At 69.1% G+C, this 17,316-nt stretch carries 21 protein-coding genes; 12 read left to right on the forward strand and 9 right to left on the reverse strand.

Features of this window, described 5'->3' with window-relative positions:
• Positions 1–8 precede the first annotated feature (8 nt).
• Positions 9–1,040 (reverse strand): cytochrome c oxidase subunit II, encoded by a 1,032-nt coding sequence (gene coxB, locus JL11_RS16410; RefSeq protein ID WP_054766601.1) that lies wholly within the window; start codon positions 1,038–1,040, stop codon positions 9–11.
• A gap of 270 nt (positions 1,041–1,310) precedes the next feature.
• Here coxB and JL11_RS16415 point away from each other — a divergent pair, with 270 nt between their 5' ends.
• From JL11_RS16415 to JL11_RS16435, 5 genes are all read left to right on the forward strand, one after another.
• Complete coding sequence (locus tag JL11_RS16415) at positions 1,311–1,682, forward strand: PadR family transcriptional regulator (RefSeq protein WP_054766602.1); 372 nt, start codon at positions 1,311–1,313, stop codon at positions 1,680–1,682.
• Positions 1,679–2,272 (forward strand): DUF1700 domain-containing protein, encoded by a 594-nt coding sequence (locus tag JL11_RS16420; protein WP_054766603.1) that lies wholly within the window; start codon positions 1,679–1,681, stop codon positions 2,270–2,272. The genes JL11_RS16415 and JL11_RS16420 overlap by 4 nt, the downstream gene beginning before the upstream one ends.
• Positions 2,269–3,051, forward strand: a complete 783-nt coding sequence (locus JL11_RS16425) for a GIN domain-containing protein (protein WP_054766604.1) — start codon at positions 2,269–2,271, stop codon at positions 3,049–3,051. Before JL11_RS16420 ends, JL11_RS16425 begins: the two co-directional genes overlap by 4 nt.
• Positions 3,052–3,277: 226 nt before the next feature.
• Positions 3,278–4,324 carry a UbiA family prenyltransferase gene (locus JL11_RS16430; protein WP_054766605.1) on the forward strand — a complete coding sequence of 349 codons (1,047 nt, stop codon included), beginning with the start codon at positions 3,278–3,280 and terminating at the stop codon, positions 4,322–4,324.
• Between the two features lie 11 nt (positions 4,325–4,335).
• A complete protein-coding gene (locus JL11_RS16435) occupies positions 4,336–5,169 on the forward strand; it encodes a DUF3298 and DUF4163 domain-containing protein (RefSeq protein ID WP_054766606.1) in 834 nt (277 codons plus the stop codon).
• An 18-nt stretch (positions 5,170–5,187) separates the two neighbouring features.
• Here JL11_RS16435 and JL11_RS16440 read toward each other — a convergent pair whose 3' ends face one another.
• Genes JL11_RS16440 through JL11_RS16450 form a run of 3 tightly spaced genes read right to left on the reverse strand, consistent with a single transcriptional unit; the run spans position 5,188 to position 6,768 of the window.
• The gene (locus JL11_RS16440) at positions 5,188–6,123 is read right to left on the reverse strand and encodes an alpha/beta fold hydrolase (protein ID WP_054766607.1); all 936 of its coding nucleotides are present in this window, start codon (positions 6,121–6,123) and stop codon (positions 5,188–5,190) included.
• Between the two features lie 43 nt (positions 6,124–6,166).
• Positions 6,167–6,364 carry a helix-turn-helix transcriptional regulator gene (locus tag JL11_RS16445; RefSeq protein WP_054766608.1) on the reverse strand — a complete coding sequence of 66 codons (198 nt, stop codon included), beginning with the start codon at positions 6,362–6,364 and terminating at the stop codon, positions 6,167–6,169.
• Positions 6,361–6,768 (reverse strand): hypothetical protein, encoded by a 408-nt coding sequence (locus tag JL11_RS16450; RefSeq protein WP_054766609.1) that lies wholly within the window; start codon positions 6,766–6,768, stop codon positions 6,361–6,363. Before JL11_RS16450 ends, JL11_RS16445 begins: the two co-directional genes overlap by 4 nt.
• Before the next feature lie 128 nt (positions 6,769–6,896).
• Here JL11_RS16450 and JL11_RS16455 point away from each other — a divergent pair, with 128 nt between their 5' ends.
• Complete coding sequence (locus JL11_RS16455) at positions 6,897–7,856, forward strand: fatty acid desaturase family protein (protein WP_054766610.1); 960 nt, start codon at positions 6,897–6,899, stop codon at positions 7,854–7,856.
• Complete coding sequence (locus JL11_RS16460; protein ID WP_054766611.1) at positions 7,853–8,506, forward strand: class I SAM-dependent methyltransferase; 654 nt, start codon at positions 7,853–7,855, stop codon at positions 8,504–8,506. The genes JL11_RS16455 and JL11_RS16460 overlap by 4 nt, the downstream gene beginning before the upstream one ends.
• A gap of 37 nt (positions 8,507–8,543) precedes the next feature.
• Here JL11_RS16460 and JL11_RS16465 read toward each other — a convergent pair whose 3' ends face one another.
• On the reverse strand, positions 8,544–9,137 hold the full coding sequence (locus JL11_RS16465) for a type 1 glutamine amidotransferase domain-containing protein (RefSeq protein WP_054766612.1): 594 nt from the start codon (positions 9,135–9,137) through the stop codon (positions 8,544–8,546).
• A 104-nt stretch (positions 9,138–9,241) separates the two neighbouring features.
• Between JL11_RS16465 and JL11_RS16470 the strand changes: the two genes are divergently transcribed.
• The 3 genes from JL11_RS16470 (at position 9,242) to pgm (ending at position 12,221) form a co-directional block, all read left to right on the forward strand.
• Positions 9,242–9,637, forward strand: a complete 396-nt coding sequence (locus JL11_RS16470) for a hypothetical protein (protein ID WP_054766613.1) — start codon at positions 9,242–9,244, stop codon at positions 9,635–9,637.
• A 63-nt stretch (positions 9,638–9,700) separates the two neighbouring features.
• Entirely contained in the window at positions 9,701–10,552 is an 852-nt protein-coding gene (gene ypfJ / locus JL11_RS16475) for a KPN_02809 family neutral zinc metallopeptidase (RefSeq protein ID WP_054766614.1), read from the forward strand.
• 34 nt (positions 10,553–10,586) lie between these two features.
• Positions 10,587–12,221 carry a phosphoglucomutase (alpha-D-glucose-1,6-bisphosphate-dependent) gene (gene pgm, locus JL11_RS16480; RefSeq protein WP_054766615.1) on the forward strand — a complete coding sequence of 545 codons (1,635 nt, stop codon included), beginning with the start codon at positions 10,587–10,589 and terminating at the stop codon, positions 12,219–12,221.
• Between the two features lie 6 nt (positions 12,222–12,227).
• On the opposite strand, the gene JL11_RS16485 is transcribed toward pgm, so the two are convergent.
• Entirely contained in the window at positions 12,228–13,175 is a 948-nt protein-coding gene (locus JL11_RS16485) for a retropepsin-like aspartic protease (RefSeq protein ID WP_054766616.1), read from the reverse strand.
• 211 nt (positions 13,176–13,386) lie between these two features.
• On the opposite strand from JL11_RS16485, the gene thrC reads away from it, so the two are divergent.
• Positions 13,387–14,766: a threonine synthase gene (gene thrC / locus JL11_RS16490; protein WP_054766617.1), complete on the forward strand. Its 1,380-nt coding sequence runs from the start codon at positions 13,387–13,389 to the stop codon at positions 14,764–14,766.
• Here the strand turns inward: thrC and JL11_RS16495 are convergent.
• From JL11_RS16495 to JL11_RS16505, 3 genes are all read right to left on the reverse strand, one after another.
• On the reverse strand, positions 14,763–15,401 hold the full coding sequence (locus JL11_RS16495; protein WP_054766618.1) for a hypothetical protein: 639 nt from the start codon (positions 15,399–15,401) through the stop codon (positions 14,763–14,765). The genes thrC and JL11_RS16495 overlap by 4 nt on opposite strands.
• Before the next feature lie 68 nt (positions 15,402–15,469).
• Complete coding sequence (locus JL11_RS16500; RefSeq protein WP_054766619.1) at positions 15,470–15,784, reverse strand: CsbD family protein; 315 nt, start codon at positions 15,782–15,784, stop codon at positions 15,470–15,472.
• Between the two features lie 86 nt (positions 15,785–15,870).
• The gene (locus JL11_RS16505) at positions 15,871–16,374 is read right to left on the reverse strand and encodes a hypothetical protein (RefSeq protein ID WP_054766620.1); all 504 of its coding nucleotides are present in this window, start codon (positions 16,372–16,374) and stop codon (positions 15,871–15,873) included.
• A 148-nt stretch (positions 16,375–16,522) separates the two neighbouring features.
• On the opposite strand from JL11_RS16505, the gene JL11_RS16510 reads away from it, so the two are divergent.
• Positions 16,523–17,287: an SDR family oxidoreductase gene (locus tag JL11_RS16510; RefSeq protein ID WP_054766621.1), complete on the forward strand. Its 765-nt coding sequence runs from the start codon at positions 16,523–16,525 to the stop codon at positions 17,285–17,287.
• Positions 17,288–17,316 lie beyond the last annotated feature (29 nt).

Below are 17,316 nucleotides of genomic sequence, written 5' to 3' on the forward strand. Positions count from 1 at the left end.
CTCGCCTCTTACTGGGCGGCCGGCGCGGCGGGAGCCGCGGCGGGAGCGGATTGAGCGGTCGGCGTCGTCGCCGTCTGGGCGGTCGGGATGTCGGTCTGGGCGCCGGCCTGGGGACCGGTGGTCGCCGTGCCCACCACAGGCGCGCCCGTGGTTCCGGCCTCGACCTGAGCGGTCGTGCCGCCCGGCGCCGCCTCGGGGGCCTTGGGCGTCATCGAGCCGCCCTTGGAGGCGACCCAGCGCGCGAACTCGGCCTGGGTCACGACATTGATCTGAATAGGCATGAAGGCGTGATCGACGCCGCACAGTTCCGAACACTGGCCGTAGAAGACGCCGGTGCGCTCGGCCTTGAACCAGGTCTCATTGACCCGGCCCGGCACGGCGTCGGTCTTCAGGCCGAAGGCCGGCAGGGCCACGGAATGAATCACGTCCGAGGCGGTGATCAGAAGACGCACCGTCTTGCCGACCGGCACCACCATCGGCTCGTCCGCCGCCAGGCGATAGACGCTGTGCGACAGGCCGCGCTCGGCCAGCTCGCCCTCGGGCACCATGTTGGAGATGTATTCGGAAACGCCCTGGTCGGGATATTCATAGGCCCAGTTCCACTGGTTGCCCGTCACCTTCACCGTCAGATCGGGCTCGGGCATGTCGTGATAGGCGAACAGCAGCCTGAACGAGAACAGGGAGATGAAGACCAGGATCACCACCGGCAGCACCGTCCAGATGATCTCGACCGTGGTATTGTGGCTCCAGCGCGCGGGCGTGGCGTTGGCGCGCTTATTGTAGCGGAAGACGATCCAGGCCAGCAGAGCCAGAACCAACAGGGTGATGCCGGTGATCACGGGCATCAGCACGATGTTGTGGAACCAGATGGCGTCGTGCTTCAGCGGCGCGGCGGCCGGCTGAAGGTCGATCCCGCCCGGCGTCGGCTGACCCATCAGGTCCTGCGCCCACACCGGCGCCGCGGAGACCAGCGCCAGTCCGACAGCCGCCGTTGCAGAGGCGGTCGCCGCTCTGGTCCATCTCAGGGCTCGCGTCCCCATTCCCATACGAAGTCCCCATAATATCGTTTCGCAGCAGAGACTTGCGAATGGCTCGCAAATCTTCGCGCGGGCATGTTGGTCCGCCCGACACTTGGTTGAGTCCCTATCGGATCGCCCCTCGCTTGCCAAGCGATCCGCGCGCGCCTTCGCCGCAAACCCGCCGCGATTGGCGGCGGCGGCCTGAGAATTAAACCTTCGTCATGTTTAAACAGGTACCTTGCGTCACAAGGTACCTTGTCGTAATCAATCTCTATCAAAGGAGACGTCGAGGTGACAGAAACCATCGAGATACAGCTGAAGAAGGGGGTTCTGGGGCTTTGCGTCCTGGCGCTTCTGAACCGGGCGGACAGCTACGCCTATGAGATCGCCAGCCGCCTTTCCGACGCGATCGGCATGGGGGAAGGCACCATCTACCCCCTGATGCGGCGAATGCAGTCGGACGGCCAGGTCGAGACCTATCTGGTCGAATCCTCGTCCGGCCCGTCGCGCAAATACTATCGTTTGACCGAGGCCGGTCGCGCGGCCCTCGCCGCCCAGACCGCCGAATGGTCGGCCTTCACCACGGCCGTCGAAGCCGTCCTGGCCAGCGACGCGCCCCATATTCAAGAGCCGACGGCTCAACCGGAGGGAACGGAACAATGACGAGATCGGAATTCATCGTCCGTCTCAGAAACGGCCTGGTCGGCCTGCCGACCGCCACGGCGAACGACATCGTCGCCGACTATGAGACTCATTTCGCCGACGGCCTGGCCGCCGGCCGCACCGAGGCCGAGGTGGCCGCCGCCCTGGGCGATCCGGGCCGTCTGGCCCGCGAACTCAAGGCAGAGGCCGGGATCCAGCGCTGGCGCCAGGAGAAGAACCCCTCCGCCGCCGCCGCCGCCGTCTTCGCGGTCCTGGGCCTGGGCGCCGTCGACATCCTGATCCTGCTGCCCATTCTGATGGGGGTGGTCGGGACCATCTTCGGCTTCTTCATCGCCGCCATCGCCCTGTTCTTCTCCGGCGGCGCGATCATGGTGGCCGGACCCTTCGCCGGCTTCCCCGGCGGCCCCTTCGCCGCGATCCTGATGGGTCTGGGCCTGATGGCCGGGGCCGTCTTCATCGGCGCCCTTCTGACCATCGTCACCGTCTGGCTGGTCAACGGCCTCGTCTGGTTCGCCCGCCTCCACTACCGGCTGCTGAAGCCGGCGCTTGAACCCCAGTCCGAAACCGCCAACGCAGGAGCCGCGCAATGATCCGCACCCTGTTCATCATCGCCGGCGCCGCCCTGGTGCTGTGCATCGTCACCGTGGGGGGCGCCATCGCCCTGGGCGGCCATGATCTGCAACGCCACGGTTGGGCCTGGACGATCAAGGACCGCGACGGAGAAACCATCCGTTTCGAACGGGTCAAAAGCGGAGAGGTCGAAGACCTCGGCCCCTTCACCACCCGCACCCTGGCCTGGACCGGCGGCGACACCCTGACCGTCGATTCCAGCATCGACGTCGAATACCGCCAGGGTCCTGAAAACACCGTGGTCGTCACCGGACCCAAGGCCCTGGCGGACCGGGTCCGGCTGGACGGCGGTCGGCTGTCCCTGGGCGACGGCGACGAGCGGATCGTCTTCGGCTGGAGCAGCGGAAACTTCTCGGCCCGGTCGGAGCGTGACGAACTGCGGGTCGTCGTGACCGCGCCCAACGTCGTCCGCTTCGTCTCCAATGCGTCCGGCGATCTGGACATCAAGGCCTATGACCAGCCCACCCTGGCCCTGGACGTCTCCGGCTCCGCCGATGTGACCGCCGAAGGCCGCACCGACGCCCTCCGGCTGGAGATCGACGGGTCCGGCGACGCGGATCTGAGGGCCTTGGCGGCGCGCGACGCCACGGTGGACATCTCCGGCTCCGGCGACGCCAATGTCGCCCCGACCGGCGACGTACAGGTGCGGATCGACGGCTCCGGCGACGTCACCCTGGCGGCCCGCCCGGCCAAGCTGACGACTGAACTCTCGGGCTCCGGCGACGTCTATCAGGATTGAGACCCTCCCCCGCTTGCGGGGGAGGTGGGCCGGCGTCCGCGCAGCGGACCAGGCTCGGAGGGGGAAGTGTCGCTCAGGAAGAAGACTTCCCCCATCGTCAGCCGTCTCGCTTCGCTCGACGCGCTGCTGCTTCCCCCGCAAGCGGGGGAAGGTCTTATCGCCGACAGGCCGGCATCAGGGGCCATTCCGCCTTCACCCTGCCCTTCATTCCGGTTAAGCCTCGGTCATGACCTCCGCCCCTCTTCCCGACGCCGGCGCCAACTGGGTGGATCGCCATGCGCCGGAGCGGCTGAAGCCCTGGCTGAAGCTGGGCCGGTTCGACCGGCCCATCGGCATATGGCTGCTGCTCCTGCCCGGCTGGCAGGGGATCGCCCTGGCCCTGGCCCAGTATCGCCAGGCGCCCGGCCTCTATGACCTGTGGCTGTTCGTCGGCTTCGGGATCGGCGCCTGCTTGATGCGCGCCGCCGGCTGCGCCTTCAACGACATCGTCGACCGCGACTTCGACGCCCGGGTCTCCCGCACCGCCCTTCGCCCCATCCCCGCCGGCCTGATCTCCGTCAAACAGGCCTGGGCCTTCGTGATCGGCTGCAGCCTGATCAGCCTTCTGATCCTGCTGACCCTGCCCAAGGTCGCCATCCTGCTGGGCGTCGGCTCCTGCGCCCTGGTCGCCGCCTATCCCTTCATGAAGCGGATCACCTGGTGGCCCCAGGCCTGGCTGGGCCTGACCTTCAACTGGGGCGCCCTGATGGGGTTCGCCTCCGCCCTGCCCCTGGCAGCGGCCGCCCTTCTGCTGCCGGCCGACATCGCCGGCGAGTTCCGCACCTTCCTCTGGTCGCCGCCCAGCGACAGCGGCCACGCCGTCGCCCTGGTCTGGCAGGCCTATGTCCCCGCCGTCCTCCTCTACCTCGGCGGCGTCTTCTGGACCCTGGGCTACGACACCGTCTACGCCCTTCAGGACATCGAGGACGACGCCATGATCGGGGTCAAATCCTCGGCCCGCCGCCTGGCCTCGGCGGTGCGCCCCGGCGTCGCCGTCTTCTACGGGATCGGCCTGGTTCTGGCCGCCCTGGCCGGTCTTTCCGCCGGTCTCGGCCCGCTGTTCTGGCTGGGCCTGGCCCTCTACGCCGCCCATCTGGCCCGCCAGGTGGTCCGGCTGGACCGCACCGACGGCGCCCTGGCGCTGACACTGTTCAAGTCCAACCGCGAGGCGGGCTTCATCCTGCTGGCCGCCCTCGCCCTCGGATCTCTCGGCCAAAACCTGATCGGCCTGTGAAGGAGCCCCCCATGACCTCCACCGTTCGTCTGCTGCTGCTGTCCGCCGCCGTCGCCGCAACCGTCGCCGCCTGCCAGAGGCGCGAAGACAAGGCCGAGACGCCCCCGCCCGCCCCGATCGCCGCCGCTCCGGTCGATCCGGCCGCCGCCGGGGCGCCGATGAGCTTCGATTCCAAGACCCAGTACGCCACGGTCAAACTGACCCTGCCGGACGCGCTCAAGTCCAAGCCCGACCTGCACGCCCCCCTCTACGCCGCCGCGGTGCGGGACCTGCGCCAGTTCTCCGAAGGCGCCCAGGCCGACCTGTCCGAGGCGGGCGGCGGACCGAACCCCTATGAAAAGACCATCGCCTTCGACCCCGGCGCCGAGACCGGCAAGCTGTTCAGCCTGGTCCGCACCGATTTCGAATACACCGGCGGCGCCCATCCCAACACCAGCTTCTCGGCCGTCCTGTGGGACAAGGCGATGAAGAAGCAGCTCGGCTTCGCGGACCTGTTCCGACCCGGCGCCGACCTGTCGGGCCTGAACAAGGCCCTGTGCGACGCCGCCAACGCCGCCAAACAGGCCCGTTCGCCGGGGTCGGAAAGGGCGACGCAGGACGGCAAGATGTGGACCTGCCCCAAGGCCGTCTCCACCCCCTTCGTCCTGGCGCCCAGCACCACCCCGGGCAAGGCGGGCGGCGTCGTCTTCCTGATCGGCGCCTATCAGATCGGCCCCTATTCGGACGGCCCCTATCGGATCGCCGTGCCCCAGTCGGTCTTCCGGTCCCTGCTCAACCCGGCCTATGCCGACGAATTCGCCGGCGCGCCGGTCAAGGCCGGGGACGTCACGCCCAAGGCGGGCTGATCCGCTCGCTCGGCGGGATCAGTCCGCCAGGAACTGATCGACCCGTTCGGCGAACCTCTGCGGCTGATCGGCCATGATGAAGTGGCGGCTGTCGTCCACCCGGATCAGCTTGACCCCAGGCAGGGCGGCGTATTCGCGGCCCCACAGGGCGTCGGCCATGGCCGCAGGCGCCCCGCCGTTCGCGTCGGCGGCGTAGAGCACCGTGACCGGCGTCGTCATGGCCGCCAGTCCGGGGCGGACGTCGGTCGTCATCACCTCATGAATGGCCGTGGCCAGGGCGCGGCGGTCCGAGGCCAGGGTCCAGTCGACCATGGCCGTCCGCGTCGCCGGATCGCGCGCCAGGCCGATAGCCCCCTGTTCTTGGGCCGCCCGCATCGCCGCCTCGTCCTGGCTCAGCATGGCCTGGGCCGCCTGGTCGGCGAAGGGCCGGGCCGTCTCGGGCGTCACCTGCGGGCCGAACAGGGCCGAAAAGAAGGGCAGATTGTCCACCGCCATCACCCGCCCCACGGCCTCGGGATGACGCTGGGCCAGCATCAGGGCCGACAATCCGCCCATCGAATGGCCGATGACCGCCGGCTTTTGCAGACCGGCGGTCTGGACATAGGCCGCCAGGGCCTCGACCGCCGGCTCCAGCAGCGGCCCGTCGCCGTGGGTCCAGGGCTGACCGGCGAAGCCCGCCAGCTGGACCAGATGGACCCGGTGGGTCGCCTTCAGCCGATCGGCCGTGGCCCGCCACACCTCTCGCGAACAACCATAGCCGGGGATCAGGATCACGTCGGGTCCGCGTCCGACCACCTCGACCGACAGCCGGTCTGAAGCGAAGGCGGGAGCGACGGCCCCCGGCGTCTCGGCCAAGGCGGCGGTCACGCCGATCATCAGCGAGGGCGTGCAGACGGCCAGTCCGAACAGGGCGGCGCGCAGGCGCGGGCGCGCCTTGAAGAAGGCGTTGTACATCGGATGTCTCCTGTCTTGAGGTTTTGAAGTCGGGTCCGCCGCCTCAGGCGTGCGGGTTCTCGAAGATGTCTTCGACCGGACGGCCGAAGGTGGCGGCGATGCGATAGGCCAGGTCCAGCGACGGATCGTGCCGTTCGGTCTCCAGCGCGATCACCGCCTGTCGCGATACGCCCAGGGCCTGGCCCAACTGTTCCTGGGTCCAGCCGCGCTCGACGCGCAGCAGCTTCAGCCGGTTCTTCATCGGCTGGTCCGGATGAAGGGGGCGGTAAGGCCGTACATGCCCCAGAACAGCGGCACGATCAGCCAGGTCTGCATATGGGGCGCCCCGGCGAAGCTCTCGCCGAAGCCCCAGAAGGTGGCGACCGCCATGGCCAGCCCCGAGGCGACGATGAACTGTTTGGCCGTCACCCCCCGCACGAACTCGTCGCTTTCGCGCATCAGGGACAGGACGGCCCAGATCTGGCCGATCACCGGCGCCGACACGACCGCCGCCAAGGCCCAGGCCGCCGGCTTGCCCATCACCTCGTCAAAGGCGTCGGTCGTCATCATGGATACGCAGATCGCCACATAGGGGATGGTGAAGGCCATGATGCGAATGACGTAGCGCCTATGCGCCGGGGTGGTCGATTTTCCGAAACTCATCATATCCCGCTCTCCTCTTGTAAGGCGAACCTGACATCGCCTCCATGTAATGTCAACCTGACTTTTTGTCATTATCGCCTTACATGCCCCGTCCGGTTTCGAAAGCCCCGCAGTTGCGCTAGGATCGGCCCATGCCCGCCGCCCCGCGCATCGCCCCCTCGGCCCTGTTCGCCCCTGACGACTGGCGGCCGTTCCAGACCCGGTCGGCCTGGGTCGGGCCGCTGCTGGTCGCCCATTGCTGGGGGGTCATCGCCCTGGCGGTCGGGGCGGGGGTTCTGATCCCCTGGCTGATCCCGATCTGCGTCATGATCATCGGCACGCGCCAGCTGGGCCTGGCCATATTGATGCATGAGGCGGCCCACGGCGGCCTGGCCAAAAATCTGCGTCTGAACGACTTTCTGGGCCAATGGCTGTGCGCCGTGCCGATCGGGGCGGACCTTGGCGCCTATCGCCCCTATCATCTGAACCACCACCGCTTCGCCCAGCAGCCGGAAGACCCCGACCTGATGCTGTCGGCGCCCTTTCCCGTCTCCCCCGCCTCGCTCCGCCGCAAGATGATCCGCGACCTGACCGGACAGACCTTCTTCAAACAGAGGATCGTCCTGCCCCTCGCCCTGGCGGCCCGATCAAAGAGCGCAAAGGGCGAAGCGGCCGCCGATCCCGCGCATGAGTATGACGCGGTGGTGACCGGCCGATCGGTCCTGCCCTTCCTGGTCTTCAATACGATCCTGCTGGCCGGCTTCATCGCCGCAGGCGTCTGGTGGGCCTTCTTCGCCCTGTGGCTGCTGCCGATGGCGACTTGGTTTCCGCTGGTGACGCGGCTCCGGAACATCGCCGAACACGCCTGCGTCGAAGGATCCGACGCCGACCCCTTCCGCGCGGCCCGCACCACTCGCGCCGCCTGGTGGGAGCGCGCCTTCATCGCCCCCTATTGGGTCAACTTCCACGCGGAGCATCATCTGTTCATGCACGTCCCCTGCTGGAAGCTGCCGGCGCTTCACCGGGCCGTTCGCGCCCGGCCCCAGGCGGCGGGCATGGAGGTGGCGCCGGGCTATGTCGAGGTTCTGAAGACGGCGACCCGCCGCCCGTGACCGTCATCGCCGATCCCGCCGCCTTCATCCGGACCAACACCCGGCTGCAGCCCGTTCCCCATGCGCCCGAGATCACCCTGTGGCTGGCGGACGAAGTCACCCCCATCTGGCGGCTGACGGAGGAAGAGCTCGGCGAACTGGGCCTGCCCCCGCCCTTCTGGGCCTTCGCCTGGGCGGGCGGTCAGGCGCTGGCCCGCTATCTGCTGGATCACCCGCAGGAGGTGGCCGGCAAGCAGGTGCTGGACTTCGCGACCGGTTCGGGTCTGGTCGGCGTGGCGGCCATGCGGGCGGGCGCCGCCTCGGTTCTGTGCGCCGACATCGACCCCTTCTGCGAAGCGGCGGTCGCCGCCAACGCCCAGGCGAACGGCGTGGCCCTGGACTTCGTCGGCCACGACCTCTTGAACACCCCGCCGCCGCCCGTCGACGTCATCTGCGCGGGCGACATCTGCTATGAAAAGCCGATGACCGAGGCCGTCCTGGCCTGGCTGGGTCAGGCGCGGGCGGCGGGGACGCGGGTTCTGATCGGCGATCCGGGCCGGACCTATTTTCCGCGTTCGGGCCTGGACTTCCTGGCCGAATACCGCGTGCCCACGACCCGCGAGCTGGAGGATCAGGAGATCAAGCGCGCCGCGGTCTGGGCCCTGCCCTGAAGGGCGGCGGGGGCGATCGCCGCCCCCGCCGATCCGGTCAATGGGCGACCGGCTGAACCCCTTGGGTCTTCTCGGCCTGTTCGCGATGCCGGCCCTCGGCGAATTCCTCGATCATCTTGGCGTTGAAGGCGGGGATGTCGTCGGGATTGCGGCTGGTCACCAGACCCTGATCCACCACCACCGGCTCGTCCACCACCTCGGCGCCGGCGTTTCTCAGATCGGTGCGGATGCTGTCGAAGGCCGTCATCGTCCGCCCCTCGACCACCCCCGCCTCGATGAGCAGCCAGGGCGCATGGCAGATGGCCGCCACCGGCTTTCCGGCGTCGAAGAAGGCCCGGACGAACTTGACCGCATCCTCATTCGCCCGCAGCTGGTCGGGATTGGCCACGCCGCCCGGCAGCATCAGGGCCGAATAGGCCGAGGCGTCCACCCCCGCCACCGCCTTGTCCGCCGTCACCTTGTCGCCCGGCGTCAGATGGTTGAAGCCCTGGAAGTCGCCGGCCTTCAGCGACACGATCTCGACCGCCGCCCCGGCCTCTTTCAGCGCCGTCATCGGCTCGGTCAGTTCGACCAGTTCGACGCCGTCGGTCGCCAGAATGGCGACGGTCTTGCCAGAGAGAGTCTGGGCCATGGGATAACTCCTGATTTGAGGTGGGTTCGCCCTGTTCAACCCCGTGGGTCGACAGGGGTTGCGGCCGCGCTTGGCGAGACGCGATCACACCCCATCTGTCGGTCATGAGACGCGCCCTGCCCCTCCTTCTGCTCGCCGCCGCCCTCGGCCCCAGCGCGGTCCAGGCCCAGGTCGCGCCCTATCCCTATCCTCAGCCCGGCTTCCCCTATCCGGGCGGCGCCCCCGCCGCGATCGCCGATCAGCACCGCTATGAGAACGAGCGGATCCGTCTTCAGGCCCAGGCCAACGCCGCCCTGGCCCGCCGTCTGGACGCCGAGGCGGCCCAGCGACGCCTGACGCTGGAAGCGGCGCGCCAAGCGACGGCGGCGCCGGCCCCATCCGTCCACGATCTCCGCCCGGTCGCCCCGCCGGCGTCCCCATCGACGTCCCCGCCCCCCACGGCTTCGGAACCCCGACGCAGCCTCAGCGAAATCGACGCCTGGCTGGACCGCCCGCGCTGACGCATCCCTTCCCTTCCGTTCGCGTTCTGGCCTAGCTTCAGGCGGAACGGGCGGAGGGAACTCATGCGGTGGCAGGGCGGCAGGACGGGCGGCGGCGGGATCGAGGACCGTCGGGGCCTCGGAGGCGGCGCGCTCGCCGGGGGCGGTCTCGGCGTCGGCGTGCTCGCCGTCATCGGCTATCTGGTCTTCGGCATAGATCCTTCGACCACGACCCAGCTGGCCAGCCGGTTCGGCGGGGTCGGCGCGGAACAACAGGGGCAGGCCGGCACGCCTGAAGATCAGGCCGGACGCTTCGTCGATGTGGTCGGAGGCAATATCAACGACGTCTGGGCGCAGAAGCTTAACGGGTATGAACGCCCGCGCGTCGTCATCTACGAACAGGGCACTTCGACCGGCTGCGGCTACGGCCAGTCGGCCATGGGCCCCTTCTATTGTCCGACCGACCGCACCGTCTATCTGGACCTGGGCTTCTGGCAGGAGATGGAGACCCAGCTGGGCGCCTCGGGCGCCGACTTCGCCCGCGCCTATGTCATCGCCCATGAGTTCGGCCACCACGTCCAGACCCTGACCGGAACCTCCGACCAGGTGCGTCAGGCCCAGCAGCGCGCTAGGGGCGAGGCCGAGGCCAACCGCTATTCGGTGGCGCTGGAGCTTCAGGCCGATTGCTATGCCGGGGTCTGGGCCCGAAACGCCGCCGCCGTGTCGAACGGCGAGGTGGCGCTGGAGCCCGGCGACATCGAAGAGGGGATGAAGACGGCCCAGGCCATCGGCGACGATACGCTGCAACGCCGGGCGGGCGGGCGCGTCTCGCCCGAAAGCTTCACCCACGGCTCCTCGGCCCAGCGGGTCGAATGGCTGCAACGCGGCTATCAGTCCGGCGACCCCGCCGCCTGCGACACCTTCAGCGGCGCCTGAGCCGCCAGCCTTCAGACTTCAGTACGGACCTCCCATGCATCCTCGCGCCGGCCAGACCGCTCTCGCCGAAGACCTGATCGACCTGGACGCCCTGCTGGGCGCCTATGAGAGCGTCGTTCCCGACATGGGCGATCCGGGCCAGAGGGTGGTCTTCGGCACCTCGGGCCATCGCGGCTCCAGCCTGGAGGGCGCCTTCAACCAGACCCACATCCTGGCGATCGCCCAGTCGATCGCCGACTATCGCGCCGCCCAGGGGATCGACGGCCCCCTGTTCATCGGCCGCGACACCCACGCCCTGTCCGAGCCCGCCTTCCGCACCACGATCCAGGTTCTGGTCGCCAACGGGGTGGAGGTGCTGATCGATTCCGGCGACGGCTTCACCCCGACCCCGGCCGTCTCCCACGCCATACTGACCCATAATCGGACCGGGCGGCGTCAGGCTGACGGCGTCCTGATCACCCCGTCGCACAATCCGCCGCGCGACGGCGGTCTGAAGTACAATCCCCCCTCGGGCGGCCCGGCCGGGAGCGAGGCGACCGCCGCCATCGCCGCCCGCGCCAATCAGCTGATCGAAGACGGCCTGTCCGGGGTCAAACGCCTGCCCTTCGACCAGGCCTTGGCGGCCGCCGGCCGGTTCGACTTCATGACCGCCTATGTCGACGACCTCGACAGTGTCCTGGATCTGGACGCGATCCGCGATGCGGGGGTGCGCATCGGCGCCGATCCCCTGGGCGGGGCGGCGGTCGCCTATTGGGGCCGGATCGCCGAACGCTGGGACCTGGACCTGACCGTGGTCAATGCGGCCGTCGATCCGCGCTGGGCCTTCATGCCGCTGGACGCCGACGGCAAGATTCGCATGGACTGCTCCTCCCCCTCGGCCATGGCGGGTCTGATCGGCATGATGCAGGGCGGCTCGGCCTATGACGTCGCCTTCGGCAATGACGCCGACGCCGACCGGCACGGGATCGTCACGCCCGACGGGGGCCTGATGAACCCCAACCACTTCCTGACCGCCGCCATCGCCTATCTGTTCGCCCATCGGCCCGGCTGGGGTCCGCAGGTGGCGGTGGGCAAGACCCTGGTCTCCTCCTCCATGATCGACCGGGTCGTGGCGGGCCTGGGTCGCCGCCTGCTGGAAACGCCCGTCGGCTTCAAACATTTCGTGCCCGGCCTGCTGGACGGGACCGTCGGCTTCGGCGGAGAGGAATCGGCCGGCGCCTCCTTCCTGCGCCGCGACGGAACGGTCTGGTCCACCGACAAGGACGGCCTCATTCTCTGCCTGCTGGCGGCCGAGATTCAGGCGCGCACCGGCGCCGGCGCCGACCGCCTCTACGCCGATCTGACCGACCGCTACGGCGCCCCCGCCTACGCCCGGATCGACGCTCCCGCCGACAGGGCGCAAAAGGCGCGGCTGGCAGCTCTCAGCCCCTCGGACGTGACCGCGACCACCCTGGCCGGTCAGCCCATCTCCGACATCCTGACCCAGGCCCCCGGCAACGGCGAGCCGATCGGGGGGTTGAAGGTCGTGACCGCCGACGCCTGGTTCGCCGCCCGTCCGTCGGGCACCGAGGACGTCTATAAGATCTACGCCGAATCCTTCCTGGGCCCCGACCATCTGGCCCAGGTCCAGACCGAGGCCAAGGCGGTGGTGGCGGCGGCGCTCTCCTGATCGGCGTCACCGCCCGACGGTGATCTCCATCGGTCGCGAGACGAACAGGCCCGGCCCGCCCAGGTCCAGCACCAGCCGCCGATCCTCAAAGGCCGCCATGCCGACCAAGGCTTCGGGGAAGCCCGGCACGGCCACATTGTCGTAAACCGCCACCTCGGCCCGGCGATACAGGGCGTCGCCGATGGTCAGGGTGCGCACGACCACCGTCTCGGCCCCCACCACCCCGCCCAGGACGATGCTCTGGCCGGCCGTGCGCGGTCGCCCGTCCAGCAGGCCGGCCGCCTGGGCCGTTTCGCGCGTCACCGCCAGCACGGCCGAGGCGCCGGTGTCCACCACCGCAGTCACCGTCGCCCCCTCCACCGTGATGGTCGTCTCCAGCGCCCGTCCGGCGCGCCGGACCGCGATCGGCGCCAGATCCCGGCCCGGCGTCCAGCCGTCTCTGGGCAGAAACCGCATCCGCCGCCGGCCGGTGTCCAGCTCCAGCACCACCTGGCTGAGCACGTCCTGGCCGATGATCAGGGGCGCGCCCAAGCCCTGTTCTCCCGCCAGCGGCCCCAGGTTCAGTATGGCGGTCCTCAGCCCGTCCAGCCTCAGTCCGCCGATCTGGACGTCCAGGGTCGCGGCCCGCCCCATCTGGGCCCCGCCCCCGACCCCATAGGCGACCATCGGCAGGGGAAGGCCCTCGCCCAGCCCCAGTCGATCCACCAGGGCGCGATCCACCACCGAATACTGGGCGCCGGAATCGACCAGGGCCCGGACCGGCGCCCCGTTCAGCAGAACCTCCACCGTCGGCGTCGCCGCGCGCGGCTGAGCATAGCCCCGCCAGCCCGACGATCCGTCCACCCCGAACACGGCCTTAGGCTGTCGCCACAGCACATGGTCCCTCAGCCACCAGGCCCCGGCCACGCCGCCGGCGACCAGGCCCAGCCGGATCAGGAGATCGCGTCTTCTCATGTATGATCACATGGACCGTCCGGCGCTTGGACGCCAGCGGGGACGATGGTCGCAGGGCCGTCCGCCACTGCGGCTTCGCGCGAGCGGCCCTCGGAAATCAGCACGAAATTGTCGCAAATCGGCTCGCCCGCCGCCCGTCCGACAATTTCCTCCCGCGCAGGGCCAGAAACCGGGTGACGCCGCCGCCCCGTCTGGCTAGGACCAGACCACTATGAGCACCTCCAGCGCCCGTTACGTCTCCACCCGCGGCCAGGCCCCCGAGACCGATTTCGCCGACGCCCTGCTGCGCGGCATCGCCCCCGACGGCGGCCTCTATATGCCGACCGCCTGGCCGAGGTTGTCGCCCTCCGCCTGGGACGCGAGCGCCGACTACAAGTCCATCGCCCTGCAAGCCGTCGCCCCCTTCATCGGCGACGCCCTGCCGGCGGGCGCGCTCGACCGCGCCCTGGACCGGCTGACCGCCGGCTTCGCCCATCCCGCCGTCACCCCCCTGGTGGAGCTTGAGCCCGGCCTGTTCGTACTGGAGCTGTTCCACGGCCCCACCGCCGCCTTCAAGGATCTGGCGATGCAGCTGGTCGCCGCCCTGACGGACGAGGCCCTGGCGGCGTCCGGCGAGCGCCTGACCATTCTCACCGCCACCTCGGGCGACACCGGCGCCGCCGCCGTGCGCGCCTTCGCCGGCGCCCATTCGGTCGATCTGGTCGTGCTGCACCCGCTGGACCGCGTCTCCCCGGTTCAGCGCAAACAGATGACCACGGTCCAGGCCGACAATGTGCTGAACCTGGCCGTGCGCGGCGACTTCGACGACTGCCAGCGTCTGGTGAAGGGCCTGCTGGCTGAGGAGTCCCTACGCGAACGCGGCCGCCTGTCCTCGGTCAACTCCATCAACTGGGCCCGGCTGGCGGGCCAGATTCCCTATTATGTCTCGGCCACCGCCCAACTGGGCGGCCCGGCCACCTTCGTCGTCCCCACCGGCAATTTCGGCGACGCCTTCGCCGGCATCGCCGCCGCCCATATGGGCCTGCCGTCCAACGGCTTCGTCGCGGCGGTGAACCAGAACGACGCCCTGGCCCGCGCCGTCAACGACGGCCTCTATTCGCGCCGTCCCGCGATCGAGAGCGGCAGCGTGTCGATGGACGTCCAGGCCCCGTCCAATTTCGAACGCCTGGTCTATGAGGCGACCGGCCGCGACGGCGACCGCACCCGCGCGGTGTTCGAAACCTTCGCCCGCGACGGCGCCGTGGCCTTCGATCCGGATCTGCTGGCCGCCCTGCGCGCCGCCGTCTCGGCCGTCTCCATCGACGAGACCGAAACCCGCGCCGAGATCGCCCACGCCCATGAGACCTGGGGCCGCGTCGTCTGCCCCCACACCGCCGTGGCCCTGGCCGCCGCCCGCCGGATCGACCGTTCGACCGGCCCCGTCGTCGCCCTGTCCACCGCCCATCCGTCCAAGTTCGGCGCCTTCGTCTCCGACGTCCTGGGCTTCGAACCCGAACCGGCTCCCGTCATCGCCGCCCTGGGCGATCAGGCCGAGCGGATGACGATCGTGGACGCCGACCTGACGGCCGTCCTGGCGGAAATCAAAGCTTAGGACGAGGACGAAATCGCCTGGCTCAACCGGCCCAGGCCGTAGTTCAGGCCGCACTTCACATCATATTGGCGCGCCACGGACAGGATCGGCCGCCAGTCCCAGGTTTTGAACTCGCCGTCGTCGGCCCGCTTCATCAGGGCCTTGGACGCCTCTTCGCGTCCCTGCCACACGGCGGCGTAGATCAGGCCGAACTCGCGCCCGCCCAGCACCGTATCCTCCAGCGTCCGGCGCGACGACTGGGCCAGGGTCGATCCGGCCGAGAACCAGTTGGCGCTGGCGTTGGGCGAGGCCACGCCCCCGATGGCCGCCAGAGCCAGTCCGGCGATGTCCAGGCTGCTGCGGGTCGCATTCCGGTCGATCGAGACGGCTGTCAGATAGCGGTCGCACCGCAGATCGGATTCGGCGACCAGGGCGTAGACCAGCTGCTTGCCCCGGGTCTCGGCGTTCCATTTCGCCCATTGGGCGTCCATCCGGTCCTCGGCGGCCTTGGTCGCCTCTTCAGTGACGACATCGACCCCCAGCACCTGTCCCGTGCCGCCGACGCCCAGTCCGCCCTGGGGCTTCATCTTCAGCGTGGTGCAGCCGGCGGCGGCAAGGCAGGCGGCGATCGCCATGCCCCTCATGGTCATACGCATAGGCGGCCTCCCCTTTGCAGGGGAGACTGCGTCAACAATCAGACGTTGTCAAATCGTTGGTATGCGAACTAGCGGCGACGCCCGCCCGTCAGCATGCCCATCAGCAGCAGGCCGACGCCGGCCACCGACAGGGTGGTCACCAGCGGCCGCTTGCGCGCCTCGGCGGCGACGGTGCGGGCCTTGTCGCGATAGTCGGCCGGCGCCTTTTCGACCAGCCGATCGACCGCGTCCATCGCCTTGCCGAAGGTCTCCAGCGACCGGCCCTTGGCGTCCTCGAACGCGCCTTCGACCTGCAGCTTCTGGTCGCCGACCAGCTTGCCGAAACCCTTCTTGGTCTTGCCGGTCGCCTGATACGCGGCGCCCTCGATCCGTTCGTCAGTCATGGTGAAATCTCATCCTCGGGGAGCGCGGCCCTGATGGCCGCGTGACGATGAAAATCCCGGAACCCGCTTCCGTTCCAGCGACAAATTCACCGTTTCTCCTCTTGCTTCCCCACGGCGGAAGGGCCTCGTGCGGCGTCGGGGGTGGGGAAGGCTGGCGAGGTCGCACCGCTCGCGCCCAATGCCGCCAATCCTAAGAACCCGATCAGAAAGCCGAAGGCGAACTCCGCATAGGCCAGATTGACGGTCCAACGCCAAACTTCGCCGTTGAAACCGGGCCATTCCGGCACGCTTTCAGCGTAATAGCTGAACAATCCGACCACCCAGACAGCCGGCAAGCCTACGAGTGCCCCGCCGACTAGAATCGACCGATATCCAAGTTCTTGTCGGAATACATAGGCAGTCCCGCCGCATGCGCCGAAGATCACCCAAGCCACTATGACGTGAGGAGGGGCGAAGACTACAGTCTTCCAAAGCAGCTCGAAACGCGCGCCGCCGCCGTTGAGGCCGACAAGCACAAAGGTCACGTAGGCGATCGCGGAAATCGCCGCTCCTCCAATCCCGACAAGCCTCACAAGCTGCGCTTTCCGCATGCCTCAGCATATAATGAACAGTCGAGCTGGCCAATTTTCCAATCCCACAGCCGCTTCCCGCCAGCCGGAACCGCGCGCGCCCTCTAGACCCGCCGCGTTCGGCCGTGTCGCCCCCGACCGGCCTCCAAACGCAAAGAGGAGAGCCCCCGTGTACGCTCTGAAAGACAAGGTCGCCGTCGTCACCGGCGCCAGCTCCGGCATCGGCCAGGCGGCCGCCCGACTGTTCGCCCGCCTGGGCGCCAAGGTGGTGGTTTCCGCCCGCCGAGAAGCCGAACTCGCCGCCCTGGTCGCGGCCATACAGGCCGAAGGGGGCGAGGCCTGCGCAGTCCCAGGCGACGTCTGTGACGAGGCCACGGCCGCGGCCCTGACCACGGCGGCGGAGCAGCGGTTCGGCGGCCTGGACATCGCGTTCAACAACGCCGGCGCCATCCCCGAAACCGCCCCGACGCCGGACCTGTCGGTCGCCGGCTGGAAACAGACCCTGGACATCAACCTGACCGGCGCCTTCCTGTGCGCCAAACATCAGATCCCCGCCATGCAGAGGCGCGGCGGCGGCTCGATCGTCTTCACCTCCACCTTTGTCGGCCATACCGTCGGCTTTCCGGGCATGGCGGCCTACGCCTCGGCCAAGGCGGGTCTGATCGGCCTGACCCAGGTCATCGCCGCCGAGTTCGGCGCCCAGAACATCCGCGCCAACGCCCTGCTGTGCGGCGGGGTGGACACGCCGATGGGCCGGGCCGTCGCCGACACCCCCGAAACCCTGGCCTTCGTCTCGGGCCTGCACGCCCTCAAACGCATCGCCCAGCCCGAGGAAATCGCCCAGGCCGCCGCCTTCCTGGCCTCCGACGCCGCCGGCTTCATGACCGGCACGGCGACACGGGTGGACGGCGGCGTCTCCATCTGCCGGACCTGATCTCGGGGCGATGTCTCCTCCCCCTCTGG

It is taken from the genome of Brevundimonas sp. DS20 (genome assembly GCF_001310255.1).
GTDB classification, from domain to species: Bacteria; Pseudomonadota; Alphaproteobacteria; order Caulobacterales; family Caulobacteraceae; genus Brevundimonas; species Brevundimonas aurantiaca.

Excerpts from the sequence above, each read along its gene's own strand:
- thrC (WP_054766617.1), top strand. The coding sequence starts at position 13,387 with ATGAGCACCTCCAGCGCCCGTTACGTCTCCACCCGCGGCCAGGCCCCC.
- JL11_RS16430 (WP_054766605.1), top strand. The coding sequence starts at position 3,278 with ATGACCTCCGCCCCTCTTCCCGACGCCGGCGCCAACTGGGTGGATCGC.
- JL11_RS16465 (WP_054766612.1), bottom strand. The coding sequence starts at position 9,137 with ATGGCCCAGACTCTCTCTGGCAAGACCGTCGCCATTCTGGCGACCGAC.
- JL11_RS16500 (WP_054766619.1), bottom strand. The coding sequence starts at position 15,784 with ATGACTGACGAACGGATCGAGGGCGCCGCGTATCAGGCGACCGGCAAG.
- JL11_RS16440 (WP_054766607.1), bottom strand. The coding sequence starts at position 6,123 with ATGTACAACGCCTTCTTCAAGGCGCGCCCGCGCCTGCGCGCCGCCCTG.
- JL11_RS16425 (WP_054766604.1), top strand. The coding sequence starts at position 2,269 with ATGATCCGCACCCTGTTCATCATCGCCGGCGCCGCCCTGGTGCTGTGC.
- JL11_RS16445 (WP_054766608.1), bottom strand. The coding sequence starts at position 6,364 with ATGAAGAACCGGCTGAAGCTGCTGCGCGTCGAGCGCGGCTGGACCCAG.
- JL11_RS16455 (WP_054766610.1), top strand. The coding sequence starts at position 6,897 with ATGCCCGCCGCCCCGCGCATCGCCCCCTCGGCCCTGTTCGCCCCTGAC.
- coxB (WP_054766601.1), bottom strand. The coding sequence starts at position 1,040 with ATGGGGACGCGAGCCCTGAGATGGACCAGAGCGGCGACCGCCTCTGCA.
- JL11_RS16450 (WP_054766609.1), bottom strand. The coding sequence starts at position 6,768 with ATGATGAGTTTCGGAAAATCGACCACCCCGGCGCATAGGCGCTACGTC.
- JL11_RS16435 (WP_054766606.1), top strand. The coding sequence starts at position 4,336 with ATGACCTCCACCGTTCGTCTGCTGCTGCTGTCCGCCGCCGTCGCCGCA.
- JL11_RS16505 (WP_054766620.1), bottom strand. The coding sequence starts at position 16,374 with ATGCGGAAAGCGCAGCTTGTGAGGCTTGTCGGGATTGGAGGAGCGGCG.
- JL11_RS16495 (WP_054766618.1), bottom strand. The coding sequence starts at position 15,401 with ATGCGTATGACCATGAGGGGCATGGCGATCGCCGCCTGCCTTGCCGCC.
- JL11_RS16420 (WP_054766603.1), top strand. The coding sequence starts at position 1,679 with ATGACGAGATCGGAATTCATCGTCCGTCTCAGAAACGGCCTGGTCGGC.
- JL11_RS16485 (WP_054766616.1), bottom strand. The coding sequence starts at position 13,175 with ATGAGAAGACGCGATCTCCTGATCCGGCTGGGCCTGGTCGCCGGCGGC.
- JL11_RS16470 (WP_054766613.1), top strand. The coding sequence starts at position 9,242 with ATGAGACGCGCCCTGCCCCTCCTTCTGCTCGCCGCCGCCCTCGGCCCC.
- pgm (WP_054766615.1), top strand. The coding sequence starts at position 10,587 with ATGCATCCTCGCGCCGGCCAGACCGCTCTCGCCGAAGACCTGATCGAC.
- ypfJ (WP_054766614.1), top strand. The coding sequence starts at position 9,701 with ATGCGGTGGCAGGGCGGCAGGACGGGCGGCGGCGGGATCGAGGACCGT.